This window comes from Cypionkella sp., from assembly GCF_030652235.1.
Lineage (GTDB): Bacteria > Pseudomonadota > Alphaproteobacteria > Rhodobacterales > Rhodobacteraceae > Cypionkella.
Genome location: NZ_JAUSBA010000034.1, coordinates 285,569 through 303,757 on the forward strand (window position 1 = coordinate 285,569; position 18,189 = coordinate 303,757).

Genomic DNA, 18,189 nt, shown 5'->3' on the forward strand with positions numbered 1-18,189 from the left:
GTGGAACTTCGCCGGGCCGTTTTGTTTGAACCGCAAAGGGATGTCTGATGACCCAACTTGATCTGAATTTCGTGCGCAGCCAGTTTCCGGCTTTTGAGAGTGCTGTGCTGGGCAGCCATGCGTTTTTTGAAAACGCTGGCGGATCTTATCCTTGCCGTCAGGTGGTGGACCGGCTGCATCGGTTTTACCTGGATCGCAAAGTGCAGCCCTATGGCCCCTATCCGGGCGCGCAGGCGGGCGGGGCCGAGATGGATGAGGCGCGGGATCGGCTGGCTGGGCTGATGGGGGTGAAGGCAGAGCAGGTTTCGTTTGGGCCTTCAACATCGGCCAATACTTATGTTTTGGCGCAAGCGGTGCGGGTTTGGTTGCGCGGGGCTAAGGCTGCGATTGTGGTGACAAATCAGGACCATGAGGCGAATTCTGGCGTCTGGCGGCGGTTGGCAGACGAGGGCATTGAGGTGCGCGAGTGGCAGATTGATCCGCAGACCGGGAGTTTGGACCCGGCGGATTTGAGCGCGCTTTTGGCGGACGGCCGCGTGCGGTTGGTGTGTTTGCCGCATTGCTCGAATGTGGTGGCCGAGATCAATGATGTGGCGACGATTTCGGCGCTGGCCAAGGCGGCGGGGGCGCGGGTGGTGGTGGATGGCGTGTCTTACGCACCGCATGGGCTGCCGGATTTTGCAGCACTTGGGTGCGATGTGTATTTGTTCTCGGCCTATAAGACCTACGGGCCGCATCAGGGCATCATGCTGATTTCGGAAGATTTTGGGGCGGAATTGCCAGCGCAGGGGCATTATTTCAACGCCGGATCGCTGTATAAACGCTTCACCCCTGCCGGACCGGACCATGCGCAGATCGCGGCTTGTGCGGGGATGGCGGATTATATTGATGCGTTGCACGCGCATCATTTTGGCGTTGAAAGTGACCCTGTTGCGCGGAACCGGGCGGTGCATGATCTGATGCGCAGCCATGAGGTGGCGGTGGTGGCGCCGCTGCTGAATTATCTCGCGGCGCGCAATGATTTGCGGTTGATCGGGCCTAGGGCGGCTGAGGCGCGGGCGCCGACGGTGGCGGTGGTGTTGGACCGCGCGGCAGAGCCGGTGTCTGAGGCTTTGGGGCGGGCGGGGATTGCCTGTTGGGCTGGCGATTTCTATGCGGTGCGGCCGCTCACCGCGATGGGGGTTGATCTGGAGCAGGGCGTGCTGCGGATGTCGTTGGTGCATTACACCTCGGCGGCGGAGGTTGCGCAGTTGATCGCAGCGCTGGACCGGGTGTTGTAGCGATTGTTGAGAAAAATCGGGGGGGGCTTTGCGCCGCCCCCCCCCAGCAAGGATATTTGCGCACAGAGGATGAACAAGTGATCTGATCGAAGGGTTGACGCGTAAGCGTTTGAAAGAGTGTGGGATATGATGGCAGATCAGCCTTTGATTTTGTGGTTTCGGCGGGATTTTCGGCTTTCGGATCACCCGATGCTGGCGGCGGCTGTGGCCTCTGGGCGGGCTTTGATTCCGGTGTTCGTGTTGGATGCGCAGGCTGAGGCTTTGGGGGCGGCGGCGAAATGGCGGTTGGGGTTGGGGCTGGCGCGGTTTGCTGAAACGCTGGCTGCGCTTGGGCAAAGGCTGATCCTGAGGCGCGGCGATGCGTTGGAGGTTTTGCAAGCGCTGGCTGCAGAAACCGGGGCCGCAGGGGTGATGTGGCAGCGGATGTATGATCCGCACGCGGTGGCGCGCGATACTGCGGTGAAGGCGGCGTTGCGCGCCAAGGGGTTGGTGGCGGAAAGTTTTTCGGGGGCTTTGTTGATCGAGCCTTGGGAGGTGGCGACCGGGCAAGGCGGATATTACAAGGTGTATTCACCGTTTTGGCGGTCGGTGTCGGCGCGGGGATTTGCAAGCCCAGTGCCTGCGGTGACGGCAATGCGCGCGCCAGATATCTGGCCTGCCTCGGATGATCTGGCCGATTGGCAGATGGGGGCTGCGATGCGGCGCGGCGCTTCGGTGTGTTTGCCGTATCAGCGTGTCGGCGCGGCGGCGGCGCTGGCGCGGCTGGATGAGTTTATCGATACGGCTGTGGATCGCTACAAGGCGGCGCGGGATTTTCCGGGGGTGATTGGGGCGACCTCGGGTCTGTCGGAGAACCTCGCTTGGGGCGAGATTGGGCCGCGGACGATTTGGGCGACGGGCCAGCGGGCTTTGCATCAGGGTGAAGATGGGGCGGAGCATTTTTGCAAAGAGTTGGTCTGGCGCGAGTTTGCTTATCATCTGATGCATCATTCGCCGCACATTCTCACGCAAAGCTGGCGTGAGGGATGGGACGCTTTTCCGTGGCGCGGCGACAACCGCGACGCCGAGGCGTGGCGGCGTGGCATGACGGGCGAGCCGTTTGTCGATGCAGCGATGCGCGAGATGTATGTCACCGGGCGGATGCACAATCGGGCACGGATGGTGGTGGCGTCTTACCTCACCAAGCATCTGCTGACGGATTGGCGCATTGGCCAGGCGTGGTTTGCCGCGTGTCTGACCGATTGGGATGAGGCCGCCAATGCGATGGGTTGGCAGTGGGTGGCAGGCTCTGGTCCTGATGCAGCACCGTATTTTCGGGTGTTCAACCCCAGCGGTCAGGCCGAAAAATTTGACAGCGATGGGGCATATCGGCGACGTTGGATCGCTGAGATCTCAGCCAAACCGGGGCCAGAGGCGATGAGTTATTTTGAGGCGGTGCCAAAGGCGTGGCAGTTGCGCGCTGGGGCTTATCCCGCAGCGATTGTCACTTTGGCTGAGGGGCGTGCACGCGCGCTTGCGGCTTATGCTGCGCGCGGCAATGACGCTGCGCAAATCGATACAGAGGCGAGGGAATGATGGACGTGTTGACGACAACCAAAGGCCAAAAGCGGTTGCCGCGCTACTTCGCAACCGTGTTCGACATGGCGAAAAAACTGCAACGCGGGCGGTTAGAGTTTGGCCTGCCCGATGGGCGACAGTTTCGCATTGAGGGAGCTGATCCGGGGCCGATGGCGCGCATTGACATCCACGACCCCGACCTGTTCGCGCGGCTGATCCGCGAGGGCGATCTGGGGTTTTGCGAGGCTTATGTCGAAGGCGGTTGGTCCAGCCCAGATTTGATGGCGTTCATGGATCTGATGCATGAGGGTAACAGCGCGGTTTATGACGCCTTTCCTGGCATGAGTTTGGTGCGGGCTTACGAGCGGTTCCGGTTTTGGCTGCAATCAAACTCGAAAGCCCAAGCGAAGAAGAACATCGCGCATCATTATGATCTGGGCAATGATTTCTACAAGCTGTGGCTGGATGACAGCATGACCTATTCGGCGGCGATCTACCGCACCGGGCAGGAAAGCCTTGAGACAGCACAAGCGCAGAAATACGCTTCGATGGTCGATCAAATGGGGTCGAAACCCGGCGATCATGTGCTGGAGATCGGCTGCGGCTGGGGTGGTTTTGCCGAATATGCCGCGAAAGAACGTGGGCTGCGGGTAACGGCTTTGACGATCAGTCAGGCCCAGCACGATTATGCCGTGGCGCGGATGCAACGGTTGGGGCTGCAGGACCGGGTTGAGATCAAGTTGCAAGACTACCGCGATGAAACCGGGGTTTATGACGGGGTTGCCAGCATTGAGATGTTTGAGGCGGTGGGCGAGAAGTATTGGCCGGTGTATTTTGACACCGTGCGGGATCGTTTGAAGCCCGGCGGTCATGCCACGTTGCAGATCATCACCGTGCAGGAAGCGCGGTTTGAGACTTACCGTAAGGCCGTTGATTTCATTCAGAAGTATATCTTCCCCGGCGGTATGCTGCCCAGCCCTTCGGTGCTGAAACGCGAGGCTGAACGTGCAGGGCTTAAGGTGAAAGGCTCGATTGAGTTTGGCAAAAGCTACAGCCAGACTTTGCGGCGCTGGTACGACAGTTTCAACGCGCGCTGGGCCGAGGCGGCGGGACTTGGCTTTGATGAGAGGTTCCGGCGGATGTGGAACTTTTATCTCGCCTCTTGTGCTGGCACGTTTGAGGGCGGAAACTGCGATGTAACGCAGATCACACTGACCCGCCCGATTGCCGAGGTGGGCGCGGCGTGATCTGGCGCGCAGCTGAGAAGGATCGCCATGCCCACTGCCTCAAAACTTGTTGCTGCGGTGGCTTATGCGCTGCTGGGCTTTCTTGCAGCGCTGACTTTTGTCAAATATCTGCCAGATGGCACGCCTTTGGGCTATTTCCGCGAGATCACGGCGGCGATTGGTTTTATCGTGGGCTGGCTGGTGATGGGCAAGCTGACGCGCAAGGGCTACCGCGAGGCGATCAATTCGGGGCTGGTGACGGCGCTGCTGTTGGTGTTCTGGGCGCTGCTGGCGTTCTCGCTGTACTTCATGGTGAGGAAGTCGATGCGCATGATGTATGACGGCCCGATGGAAGCGGTTTTGGGGGTTTTCCAGCTGATGTTTGATTACGGCAAAATGCTGTTGGTTCCGGATATGCTGGGGGTGATCCTGGTGGGCGGCATCGTCGCCGGATTGGTCTGCGAATGGGCCGGGAAGCGCTGGTCGTGAAGCATCCGTATTTCTTCTGTGGCACCTTGCGGCATATGCCGCTGCTTGAGGTCGTGTTGGGGCATGCGGTGGCGAGCACCCCGGCTTGGTTGGCGGACCATGCGCTTTACTGGGTGAAGGATCGCAGTTTTCCGATTCTGATCGCGGAGCCTGGCGCGCGAGTTGAGGGGATTTTGGTCTCGGCCAGCTCTCAGGACGATGTGGCGCGGATGGATTTCTTTGAAGGCGGTTTTGGCTTTAGTGGCCGCACCATGGCGGTGATGCAGCACAACGCGGCGGTTGAGGCTGTGGTGTTTCACCCCGAGGTTTGCGCAGCGACATGCAAGCGCGGCGACGTTTGGGCGCTGGAGCAGTGGCAGCCGCAATTTGGCGCTGAATTTGTGGCTATGGCCAAGGATTATCTGGCGCTGTTCGCGGTGAAACCGCCGCTCGCGGTGGCGGCGCGGTTTGAACAGATGCTGGCGCGCGGGGCATCGCGGGTGCGGGCATCGGGTGCTGCACCGACCGAGTTGCGCCATCCTGCCGGGGTGGGGGACGTGGCGGTTGCGGCGCAGCGTGAACCCTACGCGCGGTTTTTCGCGATGGAGGAAATCGACGTCAGCTTCCGGCGTTTTGACGGCAGTATGAGCCCGCAGGTGACGCGGGCGAGCTTCATTGGCTGCGATGCGGTGACGGTAATGCCTTATGACCCGGTGCGCGACCGGGTGTTGGTGATTGATCAGTTTCGCGCGGGACCTTATTTGCGCGGTGATCCGCAACCTTGGCAGATCGAGGCGATAGCGGGCCGCATTGATCCGGGGGAGACGCCTGTTGAGGCGGCAAAGCGCGAGGCTGTGGAAGAGGCGGGGTTGGTGTTGGCCGATTTGCTGCCCGTTGCCAGCTATTATCCCAGCCCCGGCTGTTCGGCAGAGTTTCTGTATTCGTTTGTTGCGCTGACCGATCTGCCGGATACGGCGGCGGGGGTGTTTGGTGTCGAGGGCGAGGCGGAAGATATTCGCGGCCATCTGATCAGTTTTGATCGGCTGATGGCGCTGGTGGCTTCGGGTGAAATTTCCAACGCGCCCACCGTGCTGACGGCATTTTGGCTGGCCCAGAATAGGGATCGGTTGCGCCGCGCCTGAGCCCCGCGCAACCGATTTTTGAGAAAAATCGTGCCGGAATTTTCGAAAACTCCGGTTGCGCGGGGGACAGGCGGTGTTACAGCGCCAGTTTAGTCCAAGCGCCATTCTTGATGGAAGACCGCACGCAGGCATCGACAAAGGCGACACCTTCGAGACCTTCTTTCAACCCCGGGAAGCTGACTGCGCTGTCCAGTGCCGACCCATCGCGCCGTGCGATGATTGCGCGTCCGGCCTCGGCGTAGATATTGGCGAAGCCTTCCAGATAGCCTTCGGGATGCCCGGGCGGGATGCGGGTGACGCGGGCGGCAGCGTCGCCGGTGCCTGCACCGCCCCGCGTCAACCGATAGCGCGGCGCGGCCAAGGGGGTGACCCAGAGGTAGTTGGGGTTTTCCTGCTCCCATTCAATCCCGGCTTTGGTGCCATAAATCCGCAGGCGCAGGCCGTTTTCTTGGCCTGCGGCGACTTGGGAACACCACAGCATCCCGCGCGCGCCAGAGCTGTAGCGCAGCAGGACATGGGCGTTGTCATCGACTCGCCTTCCGGGGACAAAGCTTTGCAGGTCGGCGGCGAGCTCGGAAAGCGTCAGGCCAGAGACGAAATTGGCGAGGTTGAAGGCATGGGTGCCGATATCGCCTGTCGAACCACCGGCACCAGAGCGCGCCGGATCGGTGCGCCAATCGGCTTGTTTGTTGTCGACCTCATGCGCCAGCCAGTCTTGGGCGTATTCAACTTGCACCAGCCGAATATCGCCCAGATCGCCGGCCTGAACCATGGCTTTGGCTTGGCGGATCATCGGATAGCCAGTGTAGTTGTGGGTCAAGGCAAACACTACGCCCGAGGCTTCGGCGGCTTTGGCCAGCTTTTTCGCCTCCGCCAGCGTCGCGGTCAGCGGTTTGTCGCAGATCACATGGATGCCGCGTTTGAGAAACTCTAACGCCACGGGGGCGTGCATGTGGTTGGGGGTGACGATCGCGACGGCCTCGATGCCGTCTTTGCGCCGGGCTTCTTTTTGGGCCATCTCGGCAAAGCTGCCATAGCTACGCGCCACGCCAATATCGGCGGCAGAGGCGGCGGAGCGTTCGGGGTCGGACGAAAACGCCCCGGCCACCAGTTCGTATTGATCGTCAATGCGGCTGGCGATGCGGTGGACGGCGCCGATGAAAGCGCCACGACCGCCGCCAACCATGCCAAGACGGATGCGGGGCGCGCGGGCGGTGTGAGCTGCGGTGATGGCCATGATCTACTCCAATCCCAACATGCGGCGGTTGGCGGCGCGGTCGGTGCCTGCATCGGCAAAATCGTCAAACGCCTTTTCGGTGACGCGGATCAGGTGTTTGGCGACGTAAGCCGCGCCTTCGCGCGCGCCGTCTTCGGGGTGCTTGATGCAGCATTCCCATTCCACCACCGCCCAGCCGTCAAAGCCGTGTTGGGTGAGTTTCGAGAAGATGCCGCCGAAATCAACCTGCCCATCGCCGACCGAGCGGAAGCGGCCCGCGCGGTTGATCCAAGACTGGAAGCCACCGTAGACGCCTTGGCGGCCTGTGGGGTTGAGTTCTGCATCCTTGACGTGGAACATCTTGATGCGCTCGTGGTAGATGTCGATATGCGCAAGGTAATCAAGGTGTTGCAGCACATAGTGGCTGGGATCATACAGCATGTTGGCGCGGGGATGGTTGTTGACACGCTCTAGGAACATCTCAAACGAGATGCCGTCATGCAGGTCTTCGCCGGGGTGAATCTCATAGGCCAAATCAATGCCGCAGGCGTCGGCGTGGTTGAGCAGCGGCGTCCAGCGGCGGGCGAGTTCGTCAAAGGCTTCCTCGACCAAACCCGCCGGGCGTTGCGGCCATGGGTAAAGGTAGGGCCAAGCCAGCGCACCCGAGAAGGTTGCATGCGCGGTGAGGCCAAGGTTCTTGCTGGCGGTCAGGGCTTTGGTGACCTGATCCACCGCCCAAGCCTGCCGGGCTTTCGGATTGCCACGCACTTCTGGGGCGGCGAAGCCATCAAACTGGGTGTCATAGGCGGGATGCACGGCGACCAACTGGCCTTGCAGGTGGGTCGAAAGCTCGGTGATTTCCACGCCATTCTGCGCGGCGATGCCCTTCAATTCGTCGCAATAGGTTTTTGAGCTGGCGGCTTTGTCCAAATCAATCAGCCGCGCGTCCCAAGACGGCACCTGCACGCCTTTGTACCCGCAGTCGGCGGCCCATTTGGTGATGGCATCAAAGCTGTTGAACGGCGCTGCATCGCCTGCGAATTGCGCTAGAAACAGCGCCGGTCCTTTGATCGTCTTCATGGTCTCTCCCTAATTTCCCGTGCGGAAGTCCGATGCTTGCGGCACTTCCAGTGCTTGTCCTTGATCCGGCGCGCGACCCTCGATCGCGGCCATCACGGCGCGGGCCAGAAAATTCCCGGCGCGCGCCACATCCTCGTTCACCACGATCATCTCTTTGCGAAAACGGTGCAACAGCCGGATGGCTTCTTTTGAGACAACATCCAGATTTTTACCGATCTGCAAGCCTGCGCTTTCGACGCCCGCCACCGCTGCAATCGCACCTGTGGTCGATCCGGCGATGATCGCATCTGGCGCTGCATCGGAAAATCGCTGGGCGACCGCCGCTTCTATATCATCCGCCGAACTGTCCGAGGTGACAGTATCGGCCAATTCGAACCGCATGTTGCGTGCGGTGGCCTCTTGGCTGGCGCCCATGATCATGTGGCGGGCATACATATGGTTGCGCGGCGGCGCGATCATATAGACATGGCGGCGCTGACGCTCGGCCAGCGCTTGCACGGCAAGATGCCCAAAGGCTTCGTTGTCATAGTCGAAATAAGGGTGATCGAGCCCCATATCGGTGCGGCCATGGGTGGCGAAGGGGATGTGATGCTCGGTCATATAGCGGATGCGCGGATCGTCGGGCTTGGTCTGGTTCAGGATGATGCCGTCGGCGCTTTCAGTCTCAACAATATAGCGTACCGGGTCCATCGGGTCTTGGTCGCGGAAAAACGGCATCACCACCAGATGGTAGGCCGTGCCGCGCAGGGCGTCGGCGATGGAGTATAGAAGTTTCGAGGTGTGGTTCATCACATCGGATTCAGTCGACAGCAGCAAGGCAATCACATTGGTCTTTCCTGTGCGCAAACGCACAGCGGCGCGGTTCTGCCGGTAGCCGAGCTTCAAGGCGGTTTCGCGCACCCGACGCTTGGTTTCCTCACCAATATCGGGGGCATCCTTCAGCGCCCGGCTGACTGTGGCAATCGCAAGCCCGGTGGCGGCGGCGATGGTTTTCAGCGTGGGCCGTTCCGCCCCAACAAGGGGCAGGGGTGATTCTGTCATCGCATCCATTCCCGAAACCTGCCGCTTCTTTTGGCGGTAATCCGCGCAATCTTCCAGCCCAGTGATTCGCCGTCTCGCCTTGTGACTTGCGGTGGATGCCCGATGAGTTGCGATGGCAAACCGCGCCAACTTGCCCATAATTTCAGAGACTTCCTCACCCGCAAGCGGCACCGCCCAAACCAAAGATCCTGCGCATACCACCCATAATCAAGCCGCAGAAATTTACAACCGACAAGCGAAAAGATTGCTTGATTGAAAAAACTATAACGTTATAGGATCGGGCTATAACGATATAGACGGCAGGACTATCAAACGATTTGGCAGAATACCAAACGATCTGGGAGGATCTTATGAAGAATTGGAAACTGGCCGCTGGCCTGCTTTTGTCGGTGGCACTGCCGTCCGGGGCCTATGCCACCGATCTGGAAGTGACGCATTGGTGGACCTCTGGCGGTGAAGCGGCGGCGGTGGCTGAGCTTGCGAAAGCCTTTGATGCCTCGGGCGATCACTGGGTTGATGGTGCGATTGCGGGCGGCGGCGATACCGCCCGTCCGGTGATGATCGCACGCATCACCGGTGGCGATCCGATGGGGGCGACGCAGTTTAACCACGGACAGCAAGCTTTGGAACTGGTGCAGGCTGGCTTGATGCTGGACCTGACCGATGTGGCCGAAGCCAACAAGTGGCGCGATGTGATCAACCCGATCTCGCTGCTGGACGGCTGCACCATTGACGGCAAGGTCTATTGTGCGCCAATGAACATTCACTCACCAGAATGGCTGTGGATCAACAACAAGATTTATGAAGATCTGGGCATCCCGGTGCCGGCCAACTGGACAGAATTTGTGGCCTCGGCGCCGCAGGTCGAAGCTGCTGGCAAGATCCCGTTGGCCTTGGGGCGTCAGGCTTGGCAGTCGAACCTTGCATTCAACGCGATTGCGATCGGTATTGGCGGGCTTGATCTGTGGAAGAAGGTCAATGTCGATAAGGATATGGAAGCCGCCGCTGGGCCTGAGATGCTGAAGGTGTTCCAAGCCTCGGCGGATGCGCGCAAACTGGCGTCGAAATCGACCGTTCAAGATTGGAACCAAGCCACCAATATGGTGATCACCGGCGATGCTGCGGGTCAGATCATGGGCGACTGGGCGCAGGGCGAATTCGCGGTGGCGGGCAAGGTTGCGGGCAAGGATTACACCTGTCTGCCGGGTCTGGGGTTGAATGCGTATCTGTCGACCGGCGGCGATGCGTTCTACTTCCCGAAACTGGCGGACCCCGAGCAGGAAGCCGCACAGAAGCGTCTGGCGGCGCTGTTGGTCAGCCCGGATGTGCAAGTGGCGTTCAACCTGAAGAAAGGCTCGCTGCCGATCCGTGGCGACATTGATATGTCTGCCGCCAATGATTGCATGAAGAAGGGGCTGGAGATTTTGAAATCCGGCAATGTGGTGCCTGCGGGCGATCAGGTCTGGTCGCCGGACGTGCAAACCCAACTGGGCGATATGCAAAGCCAATTCTGGAGCGGTGATATGACCCCAGAAGACGCCCAAGCGCGCTATGTCGAAATCCTGAAGACCGGGCTTTAAGCCTGTCGCTGCAAAAGCGCCGCTCGGGCCAGTTCGGGCGGCGCTTTTGCAACCAACTGCGGATTTGCAGGGGAGAAGCCAGAGCATGGCAGGAAAACCAAAGGGGCTGCGGCTTTTTCGCAACCTGAACGCCAAGGTCGCGGCGGTGCCGATGGTGCTGACCACCATGGTGGTGTTTGTCGGCGGCACGTTGTGGACGGTGCTGTATTCCTTCACCAATTCCAAGCTGTTACCGAGGCTGGAGTTTGTCGGCATCGACCAATACAAGCGGCTTTGGTCGAACGATCTGTGGAATGCCGCGATCTGGAACCTTGCGTTTTACGGGGTGATGTCGCTGGTTTTCACCATCGTGATGGGTTTCGTACTGGCGGTGCTGCTGGATCAGAAAATCCGCTTTGAAGACACCTTCCGCACCATCATGCTGTATCCGTTTGCTTTGTCTTTCATCGTCACCGGCCTCGTCTGGCAGTGGATTTTGAACCCCGAGATGGGGATTCAAGAGGTGGTGCGCCGGATGGGGTTTGAGACCTTCACCTTCGATCCGCTGCACAATCCGGATACGGTTCTCTATGGTCTGCTGATCGCGGGGTTATGGCAGGGCACTGGATTTACCATGTGCCTGATGCTGGCGGGCCTGCGCGGCATTGACGAAGATATCTGGAAAGCCTCTCGAGTGGACGGCATTCCAAAGTGGAAAACCTATATCTTCGTGGTGATCCCGATGATGCGTCCGGTGTTTATGACCACTTTGGTGATCGTCGCCGCAGGCATCATCAAGCTTTATGATCTGGTGGTGGCGCAAACCTCGGGTGGGCCGGGCAATGCCAGCCAAGTGCCGGCAATGTATGTCTATCGCTACATGTTCACCGCGCAAAACCTTGGCCAAGGCTTTGCCGCCAGCACAATGATGTTGCTGTCGGTGCTGATCGTGCTGGTGCCTTGGGCCTATCTGGAATTTGGGGGCAAAAAGCATGGTTGATGTGGCAACTCACGGCGCGACGGCTCACGGCGCGACGGGCGTGCAGCCACGCGGGGCCAAGCCGAAACGGCGGTTCTCGGGCGGCAATATCATGCTTTACGGCACATTGTTTGTGGTGTCGGTCTACTACCTGCTGCCCTTGTGGGTGATGGTGATGACCTCGCTGAAAGGCATGCCGGAAATCCGCATGGGCAATATCTTTGCGCCGCCGGTTGAGATCACCTTTCAACCTTGGGTCAAAGCGTGGTCCGAGGCTTGCACCGGGTTGAACTGCGACGGGCTTTCAAGGGGCTTCTGGAACTCGGTGATGATCACGGTGCCGTCGGTGATCATCTCGATCATCGTGGCGAGCGTGAACGGCTATGCTTTGGTGAACTGGCGCTTCAAAGGGTCAGAGGTGTTCTTCACCATTCTGATTTTCGGCTCGTTCATCCCATATCAGATCATGCTTTATCCCATCGTCATCCTGCTGCGCGAGTTGCATATTTACGGCACGCTTTACGGTCTGATCCTTGTGCACACGATCTTCGGGATGCCAATCCTGACGCTGCTGTTTCGCAACTATTTCAGCAGCTTGCCGGAGGAATTGTTCAAAGCCGCCCGCGTCGATGGCGCAGGGTTCTGGCGGATATACCTGCAAATCATGGTGCCGATGAGCCTGCCGATTTTTGTGGTGGCGCTGATCCTGCAAATCACCGGGATCTGGAACGACTTCCTGTTTGGCGTCGTGTTCACCAAGCCCGAAATTTACCCGATGACGGTGCAGCTGAACAACATCGTCAATTCGGTGCAGGGGGTGAAGGAATACAACGTCAATATGGCGGCGACCCTGCTGACGGGGCTTGTGCCGCTGTTCATCTACTTCGTCTCTGGCAAACTCTTTGTTCGCGGCATTGCTGCTGGCGCCGTGAAAGGCTGACCCATGACCCATTCCATCCAAGTCAAAGACTTGACGCTGAATTTCGGTTCGGTTTCGGTGTTGAAGAATATGAATATCGACGTGGCAGAGGGCGAGTTCATCGTGCTGTTGGGGCCGTCAGGTTGCGGGAAATCGACCTTGCTGAACTGTCTGGCGGGGCTGTTGGACATCACCGACGGCGAGATTTGGATCAAGGGCAAGAACGTCACTTGGGCCGAACCCAGCGAGCGGGGCATCGGCATGGTGTTCCAAAGCTACGCGCTTTATCCGCAAATGACGGTGCGCGGAAACCTTTCGTTCGGGCTGAAGAATGCCCGGATGCCGAAGGAAGAAATCGACAAACGCATCGCGCGGGCGGCAGAGATTTTGCAGATTGAGCCGTTGCTGGACCGCAAACCTGCCGCTTTGTCAGGTGGCCAGCGGCAGCGGGTGGCGATTGGCCGGGCCTTGGTGCGTGACGTTGATGTGTTCTTGTTTGACGAGCCTTTGTCGAACCTTGACGCCAAGTTGCGCAGCGAATTACGTGTGGAAATCAAGCGCTTGCACAGCCGGCTGAACAACACGATGGTCTATGTGACGCATGATCAGATTGAGGCTTTGACGCTGGCCGACCGCATTGCGGTGATGCGCGGCGGCCTGATCCAGCAACTCGCCGCCCCGCAGGAAATCTACAACCGTCCGTCGAACCTGTTCGTGGCGGGCTTCATCGGCAGCCCGTCGATGAACTTCCTGCATGGGGCGACGATTGACGGCGGGGCTGCCTTCCAATTCGCCAACACCAAGATCAACCTTGCGGGCTATGAGGGCGGTGCGATTTTGGAGCGCCCGAAAGCCATCCTCGGCCTGCGCCCCGAGCATCTGCACATTCAGGACCATGCCGAACCCGGCCTGACGATCCCGGCGGTGGTCGAGATTGACGAGCCGATGGGGGCTGACAGTCTGGTTTGGCTGGAGGCTGAGGGTGGTCTGAAAATGTCGGTCCGCGTGCCGGTGGAACGCCGGATGGCTGCGGGCACAGCGGTGCATTTGAAAGTGGATATCCCGAAGGCGTCGATTTTCGACACGGCATCCGAACAGCGGGTCTAAGGCAATGGATTTGGCCGAGGGCTGGACGCTTTGCGACGAAAGCGGCGCATATTCTGTCGCCTTCACCCTGCCGGGGGATGGCATCAGCGCTTTGCATAGCGCGGGTGCGATTGCCGATCCCTATTGGGGCCGTAACGAATATGATCTGCGCTGGATTTGTGGCCGCGACTGGGTCGCCAAGTGCAGCTTCAGCGTCACGCGCACCGACCTGGTGCTGGTGGTGTCGATGCTCGACACCGTGGCGGAAGTCGCGGTGAACGGGGTCACGGTCTTGGCATCGGATAGCATGTTCCGCAGCTACCGCGTCGATCTCTGCGCCGCGCTGCGGATGGGGGTGAATGACATCGCGATCACCTTCCGCTCGCCAGAGGTGGAGGCCGCCAAGCGCCAAGCCGCCCAGCCGTATTTCGTGCCGTTCTCTGCCAACAACACCCCCATCCACAACGGCAATATGCTGCGCAAACCGTCGTGCGATTTCGGTTGGGATTGGAACATCGCGCTGGGCAGTTTCGGGGTTTATGGCGACTTTTATCTCGAACCCCTGACCCAATCGCGGATCGCAGCAATCGTCATCGCGCAATCCCATTCCGCCCATCGCGCTGTGGTGACGGTGACGGCAGAGGTGAAAGGCGACGCGGAGGGGTCCGACGTGTCTTTCGCTCTTTGTGGTGTCACCGCACAAGCGAAAGTGCGGCGCGGGCAGGCGGTGGCGGCGCTGGTGGTGAATAATCCGGCGCTCTGGTGGCCAGCCGGGCAGGGCGCGCAAGTGCTGCATGATCTGGTGATCGGTTTCGACGATCAAGTCTTGATCCGCCGCATCGGTCTGCGCGCGGCGGAGTTGATCACCGAGAAAAATGCTGCTGGGTTGGGTTTCAAATTCTGCATCAATGGCCGCGATATCTTTGCCAAGGGTGCGAATTGGATCCCGCAAGATGCTCTGTCGGGCCGCATCACGCCTGAAGCCACCCGCGATCTGCTGCAATCGGCCGCGCTCGCCAATATGAACATGATTCGGGTCTGGGGCGGCGGGCGGTACGAGCCGGACTGGTTCTACGATCTCTGCGATGAACTGGGCCTGATGGTCTGGCAGGATTTCATGTTCTCTTGCCACATCTACCCCGCTGACAACGCTTTCCTGAATGACGTGGCGATTGAAGTGACCGAGCAAGCCAAGCGGCTGCATCACCACGCCAGCCTTGTGCTGTGGTGCGGCGATAACGAGTTGATCGGCGCGCTGACATGGTTCCCCGAAACCCGCGCCAATCGGGATTTGTATCTGGTCGGCTATGATCGGCTGAACCGCTGCATTGAAACTGCGCTGAAAGCCGCCGTGCCAGATGCAGTTTGGTGGCCATCCTCGCCCAGCCCCGGCCCGATGGATTTTGGTGACGCTTGGCATGACGACTCCAAGGGCGACATGCATTTCTGGAGCGTCTGGCACGAGGGCCGCGATTTTGATCATTACCGCGATGTAAGTCCTCGCTTTTGTTCAGAGTTTGGCTTTCAAAGCTATCCGTCGATGGATGTGATCCGCAAATTCGCCGACCCCAAGGATTTCAACATCGCAGCCCCGGTGATGGAGAGCCATCAGAAGAACGCTGGTGGCAACGCGCGGATTGCGGAAACCATGTTCCGCTATTTCCGCTTCCCGGTGGATTTTGAGAATTTCGTTTACGTCAGCCAAGTCCAGCAGGGCTTGGCTATCAAAACCGCTGTCACGCATTGGCGCAGCCTGAAGCCGCATTGCATGGGCGCGCTGATCTGGCAGTTGAACGACACTTGGCCGGTGTGTTCGTGGTCCAGTCTGGACCATGGCGGCGGTTGGAAGTTGCTGCACCATATGGCGAAACAGTTTTTCCAAGCCGTGTTCGTCTCGGCGGTTCCCGTAGCGGGTGGCATTGAATTGCGCGCGGTGAACGATGGCGCTGCGCTGGATGTGACGGTCAAGGTGATGGCCGTGGCGATGGATGGCAGCACCCGCCCGCTGGCCGAAGCCACGGTGAACGTCGCTGATACCGCCGTTCTTGCCCTGGAAATCGACGCCAGTGCTCTTGGTGCGCAAGAGATGCTGGCTTACATTTGGTCAGACGGCAGTGCGCTGATTTCTGGCGATATCTTCGCGCCAAAGCCTTACAAACATTATGATCTGTTGCCCGCCCGCCTAAATCATCAGGTTCAAAAGACCAGCGGCAGCTACGAAATCACCCTCTCCGCCGAAGCCTTGGCGCTGTTTGTTGCCGTCGAATCCGATCAGCCGGGGCGGTTCTCGCACAACGCGGTCGCATTGTTCCCCGGCTCTCCCGCGACGATCACCTTCACCCCCGCGCAAATTGGCGCTGCGCCCCGTTTCACCATCAAAGACCTTCATTCCGCGACCTATGGTCCGACTGCCTGAGGAGGCACTTATGTTCAGCTATCAACTCTATTCCTCGCGCAACTTCCCGCCCTTGGCGAAAACCTTGGAAATGCTGGCGGCAACCGGCTACCGCGCCGTCGAAGGCTTTGGCGGGCTTTACGCCGACCCAGCGGGCCTTTCCGATCTGCACGCGGGGCTTCAGGCTTGCGCGCTAAAAATGCCATCTGGCCATTTTGGCTTGGCACAAGTTGAAGATACCCCGGACTGGGCGATCAAAGTGGCACAGACCTTGGGCATGGAACAGGTCATCGTGCCGTGGATTCATCCCGATGAGCGGCCCACCACGGGCAAAGGCTGGCATGATCTTGGCGTGCGGCTGCAAAAGGCGGGGCGACCGATCTGCGATGCTGGGTTGAAATTCGGCTGGCATAACCATGATTTCGAATTCATCAAAACCGCTGACGGGGCCGTGCCGCAAACCGCTTTGTTTGAAGGCGGCCCAGATTTGGCGTGGGAGATGGATGTGGCATGGGTGGTGCGCGGCGGTGCGGACCCCTTGGCGTGGATTGTCGATCACAAATCTCGCATCATCGCGGCGCATGTCAAAGACATCGCTGCCAAAGGTGAAAACTTGGCCGAGGATGGTTGGGCCGATCTGGGCTACGGCGTGGTGGATTGGGCGACGATCCTGCCCGCTTTGCGCAAAATCGGCGTCACGAACTTCGTGATGGAACACGACAACCCCGCCGACCACGCGCGTTTTGCACGCCGCTCGCTGGCCTCGGCGGAAAAGCTGAAAGGGTAGATCATGGCAAATCTAGGCATTGGTATCATCGGATGCGGCAATATTTCGACCTCGTACCTGCGGCTGGCACCCTTGTTCAAAGGGCTGGAGGTGCGGGCGGTGGCTGATATGAACATAGCCGCCGCGCAGGCGCGGGCGGCGGAATTTGGTGTGAAAGCGCAGTCGGTCGATGACCTTTTGGCGAATAATGACGTCGATGTGGTGATCAACCTGACCATCCCTGACGCGCATTATGCGGTGACAAAGCGGATATTAGAGGCGGGCAAGCACGCCTATTCCGAAAAGCCGCTGGTGCTGACGCTGGCGGAAGGCGTGGCTTTGCGCGATCTTGCGGCCAGCAAGGGCCTTGCCGTCGGCTGCGCGCCCGATACGTTCTTGGGCGGTACCCACCAGCAGGCCCGCGCGCTGATTGACGAGGGTAAGCTGGGGCAAATCACCACCGGCTGTGCGGCGATCCAAGGTCACGGCCCGGAAAGCTGGCACCCCAGCCCAGAGTTCTTTTATCTGCCGGGGGCTGGCCCGATCATGGATATGGGCCCGTATTACATCGCCAATCTGATCAACCTGCTTGGTCCGGTGCGGCGCGTCGGTGCGCTGACCTCTTCGGCTACACCCACCCGCACCATCGGATCAGGGGATCGGGCGGGGCAAGAGATTGCGGTGAAGACCCCGAGCAACATTCAGGCTTTGCTGGAGTTTCATTCCGGGGCGACCATCAGCTTCTCGGCCAGCTGGGACGTCTGGCACCACAAGCGCAACCATTTTGAACTCTATGGCACCGAAGGCACGCTTTATGTCCCCGATCCAAACTTCTTCGGCGGGCCGCTGGAAATCGCAGGGCGCGATGGCGTGCTGCGTCAGGTTAAGGCTTGGGATCACCCGTTCAGCATCGTCAACCAGAAGGGCCATCTCGGTGAGGATCAGGCGAATTACCGCACCGCAGGCATGGCCGATATGGTGCTGGCGATCACTGAGGGGCGCGATGCGCGCTGCTCGTTGGAGCGGACGTTGCACGGCGTGGATGTCATGACGGCGGCGCTGAAATCGGGCGAGACGGGGGAATTTATCACCCTGACCACCACCTGCACCCGGCCTGCGGCTTTGGGGCCAGATCAGGCGCGGGCCTTGTTGCGATAGGTGCGCCTCTGCCCTGTCAGCGTTGTCGCTGGCGCGCGCGATGACGTCTGACAGGACGGAAAAGCGATCGAGAGACGTGGGACTGATCGAAAACCCAGTTTTGCGCGGCTTCAATGCTGATCCCAAGCTCTGCCGGGTTGGCGGTGATTGCGACACGACCGAGTCTTTGACCTTCGCCGACCCGATGCCGTGACTGTTCGGCCCGATCTCTCTGGCGGTCAAGGTTGACCGCACCGCCCAGCAGTTTTTTTGGGGGAGTCAAGTGGCGCGGTGAACATGCCTCGTTCATCGAGGCTTTCGTGGGCATGGTGGCTTAT

General features: G+C 59.7%; 15 protein-coding genes. 12 read left to right on the forward strand and 3 right to left on the reverse strand.

The window, feature by feature from the left end; genetic code table 11:
• The first annotated feature begins 47 nt into the window (after window positions 1-47).
• From Q7V03_RS12020 to Q7V03_RS12040, 5 genes are all read left to right on the forward strand, one after another.
• Window positions 48-1,280, forward strand: coding sequence for an aminotransferase class V-fold PLP-dependent enzyme (locus Q7V03_RS12020; RefSeq protein WP_304925832.1), 1,233 nt, complete (start codon window positions 48-50; stop codon window positions 1,278-1,280).
• A 126-nt stretch (window positions 1,281-1,406) separates the two neighbouring features.
• Complete coding sequence (locus tag Q7V03_RS12025; protein ID WP_304925833.1) at window positions 1,407-2,855, forward strand: deoxyribodipyrimidine photo-lyase; 1,449 nt, start codon at window positions 1,407-1,409, stop codon at window positions 2,853-2,855.
• Window positions 2,855-4,084 carry a cyclopropane-fatty-acyl-phospholipid synthase family protein gene (locus Q7V03_RS12030; protein ID WP_304925892.1) on the forward strand — a complete coding sequence of 410 codons (1,230 nt, stop codon included), beginning with the start codon at window positions 2,855-2,857 and terminating at the stop codon, window positions 4,082-4,084. The genes Q7V03_RS12025 and Q7V03_RS12030 overlap by 1 nt, the downstream gene beginning before the upstream one ends.
• 27 nt (window positions 4,085-4,111) lie before the next feature.
• Window positions 4,112-4,552 (forward strand): TrgA family protein, encoded by a 441-nt coding sequence (locus Q7V03_RS12035; RefSeq protein WP_304925834.1) that lies wholly within the window; start codon window positions 4,112-4,114, stop codon window positions 4,550-4,552.
• Window positions 4,528-5,673, forward strand: coding sequence for an NUDIX domain-containing protein (locus Q7V03_RS12040; protein ID WP_304925835.1), 1,146 nt, complete (start codon window positions 4,528-4,530; stop codon window positions 5,671-5,673). Before Q7V03_RS12035 ends, Q7V03_RS12040 begins: the two co-directional genes overlap by 25 nt.
• A gap of 76 nt (window positions 5,674-5,749) precedes the next feature.
• On the opposite strand, the gene Q7V03_RS12045 is transcribed toward Q7V03_RS12040, so the two are convergent.
• From Q7V03_RS12045 to Q7V03_RS12055, 3 genes are read right to left on the reverse strand one after another with little or no spacing between them, the layout of a single operon-like run.
• Complete coding sequence (locus Q7V03_RS12045; RefSeq protein WP_304925836.1) at window positions 5,750-6,910, reverse strand: Gfo/Idh/MocA family protein; 1,161 nt, start codon at window positions 6,908-6,910, stop codon at window positions 5,750-5,752.
• A gap of 3 nt (window positions 6,911-6,913) precedes the next feature.
• Complete coding sequence (locus Q7V03_RS12050) at window positions 6,914-7,969, reverse strand: sugar phosphate isomerase/epimerase (RefSeq protein WP_304925837.1); 1,056 nt, start codon at window positions 7,967-7,969, stop codon at window positions 6,914-6,916.
• A gap of 9 nt (window positions 7,970-7,978) precedes the next feature.
• Complete coding sequence (locus tag Q7V03_RS12055) at window positions 7,979-9,010, reverse strand: LacI family DNA-binding transcriptional regulator (RefSeq protein ID WP_304925838.1); 1,032 nt, start codon at window positions 9,008-9,010, stop codon at window positions 7,979-7,981.
• Window positions 9,011-9,360: 350 nt separating this feature from the next.
• Between Q7V03_RS12055 and Q7V03_RS12060 the strand changes: the two genes are divergently transcribed.
• The 7 genes from Q7V03_RS12060 (at window position 9,361) to Q7V03_RS12090 (ending at window position 17,872) form a co-directional block, all read left to right on the forward strand.
• A complete protein-coding gene (locus Q7V03_RS12060) occupies window positions 9,361-10,590 on the forward strand; it encodes an ABC transporter substrate-binding protein (protein ID WP_304925839.1) in 1,230 nt (409 codons plus the stop codon).
• A gap of 85 nt (window positions 10,591-10,675) precedes the next feature.
• Window positions 10,676-11,569, forward strand: coding sequence for a carbohydrate ABC transporter permease (locus tag Q7V03_RS12065; protein ID WP_304925840.1), 894 nt, complete (start codon window positions 10,676-10,678; stop codon window positions 11,567-11,569).
• Window positions 11,562-12,488, forward strand: a complete 927-nt coding sequence (locus Q7V03_RS12070; RefSeq protein WP_304925841.1) for a carbohydrate ABC transporter permease — start codon at window positions 11,562-11,564, stop codon at window positions 12,486-12,488. The genes Q7V03_RS12065 and Q7V03_RS12070 overlap by 8 nt, the downstream gene beginning before the upstream one ends.
• 3 nt (window positions 12,489-12,491) lie before the next feature.
• Entirely contained in the window at window positions 12,492-13,574 is a 1,083-nt protein-coding gene (locus tag Q7V03_RS12075) for an ABC transporter ATP-binding protein (RefSeq protein WP_304925842.1), read from the forward strand.
• 4 nt (window positions 13,575-13,578) lie between these two features.
• A complete protein-coding gene (locus Q7V03_RS12080) occupies window positions 13,579-15,969 on the forward strand; it encodes a glycoside hydrolase family 2 protein (protein WP_304925843.1) in 2,391 nt (796 codons plus the stop codon).
• 10 nt (window positions 15,970-15,979) lie between these two features.
• A complete protein-coding gene (locus Q7V03_RS12085; RefSeq protein ID WP_304925844.1) occupies window positions 15,980-16,735 on the forward strand; it encodes a sugar phosphate isomerase/epimerase in 756 nt (251 codons plus the stop codon).
• A 3-nt stretch (window positions 16,736-16,738) separates the two neighbouring features.
• Window positions 16,739-17,872 carry a Gfo/Idh/MocA family protein gene (locus Q7V03_RS12090; protein ID WP_304925845.1) on the forward strand — a complete coding sequence of 378 codons (1,134 nt, stop codon included), beginning with the start codon at window positions 16,739-16,741 and terminating at the stop codon, window positions 17,870-17,872.
• The last annotated feature ends 317 nt before the right edge of the window (window positions 17,873-18,189 follow it).

Excerpts from the sequence above, each read along its gene's own strand:
- Q7V03_RS12020 (WP_304925832.1), top strand. The coding sequence starts at position 48 with ATGACCCAACTTGATCTGAATTTCGTGCGCAGCCAGTTTCCGGCTTTT.
- Q7V03_RS12025 (WP_304925833.1), top strand. The coding sequence starts at position 1,407 with ATGATGGCAGATCAGCCTTTGATTTTGTGGTTTCGGCGGGATTTTCGG.
- Q7V03_RS12030 (WP_304925892.1), top strand. The coding sequence starts at position 2,855 with ATGGACGTGTTGACGACAACCAAAGGCCAAAAGCGGTTGCCGCGCTAC.
- Q7V03_RS12035 (WP_304925834.1), top strand. The coding sequence starts at position 4,112 with ATGCCCACTGCCTCAAAACTTGTTGCTGCGGTGGCTTATGCGCTGCTG.
- Q7V03_RS12040 (WP_304925835.1), top strand. The coding sequence starts at position 4,528 with ATGGGCCGGGAAGCGCTGGTCGTGAAGCATCCGTATTTCTTCTGTGGC.
- Q7V03_RS12045 (WP_304925836.1), bottom strand. The coding sequence starts at position 6,910 with ATGGCCATCACCGCAGCTCACACCGCCCGCGCGCCCCGCATCCGTCTT.
- Q7V03_RS12050 (WP_304925837.1), bottom strand. The coding sequence starts at position 7,969 with ATGAAGACGATCAAAGGACCGGCGCTGTTTCTAGCGCAATTCGCAGGC.
- Q7V03_RS12055 (WP_304925838.1), bottom strand. The coding sequence starts at position 9,010 with ATGACAGAATCACCCCTGCCCCTTGTTGGGGCGGAACGGCCCACGCTG.
- Q7V03_RS12060 (WP_304925839.1), top strand. The coding sequence starts at position 9,361 with ATGAAGAATTGGAAACTGGCCGCTGGCCTGCTTTTGTCGGTGGCACTG.
- Q7V03_RS12065 (WP_304925840.1), top strand. The coding sequence starts at position 10,676 with ATGGCAGGAAAACCAAAGGGGCTGCGGCTTTTTCGCAACCTGAACGCC.
- Q7V03_RS12070 (WP_304925841.1), top strand. The coding sequence starts at position 11,562 with ATGGTTGATGTGGCAACTCACGGCGCGACGGCTCACGGCGCGACGGGC.
- Q7V03_RS12075 (WP_304925842.1), top strand. The coding sequence starts at position 12,492 with ATGACCCATTCCATCCAAGTCAAAGACTTGACGCTGAATTTCGGTTCG.
- Q7V03_RS12080 (WP_304925843.1), top strand. The coding sequence starts at position 13,579 with ATGGATTTGGCCGAGGGCTGGACGCTTTGCGACGAAAGCGGCGCATAT.
- Q7V03_RS12085 (WP_304925844.1), top strand. The coding sequence starts at position 15,980 with ATGTTCAGCTATCAACTCTATTCCTCGCGCAACTTCCCGCCCTTGGCG.
- Q7V03_RS12090 (WP_304925845.1), top strand. The coding sequence starts at position 16,739 with ATGGCAAATCTAGGCATTGGTATCATCGGATGCGGCAATATTTCGACC.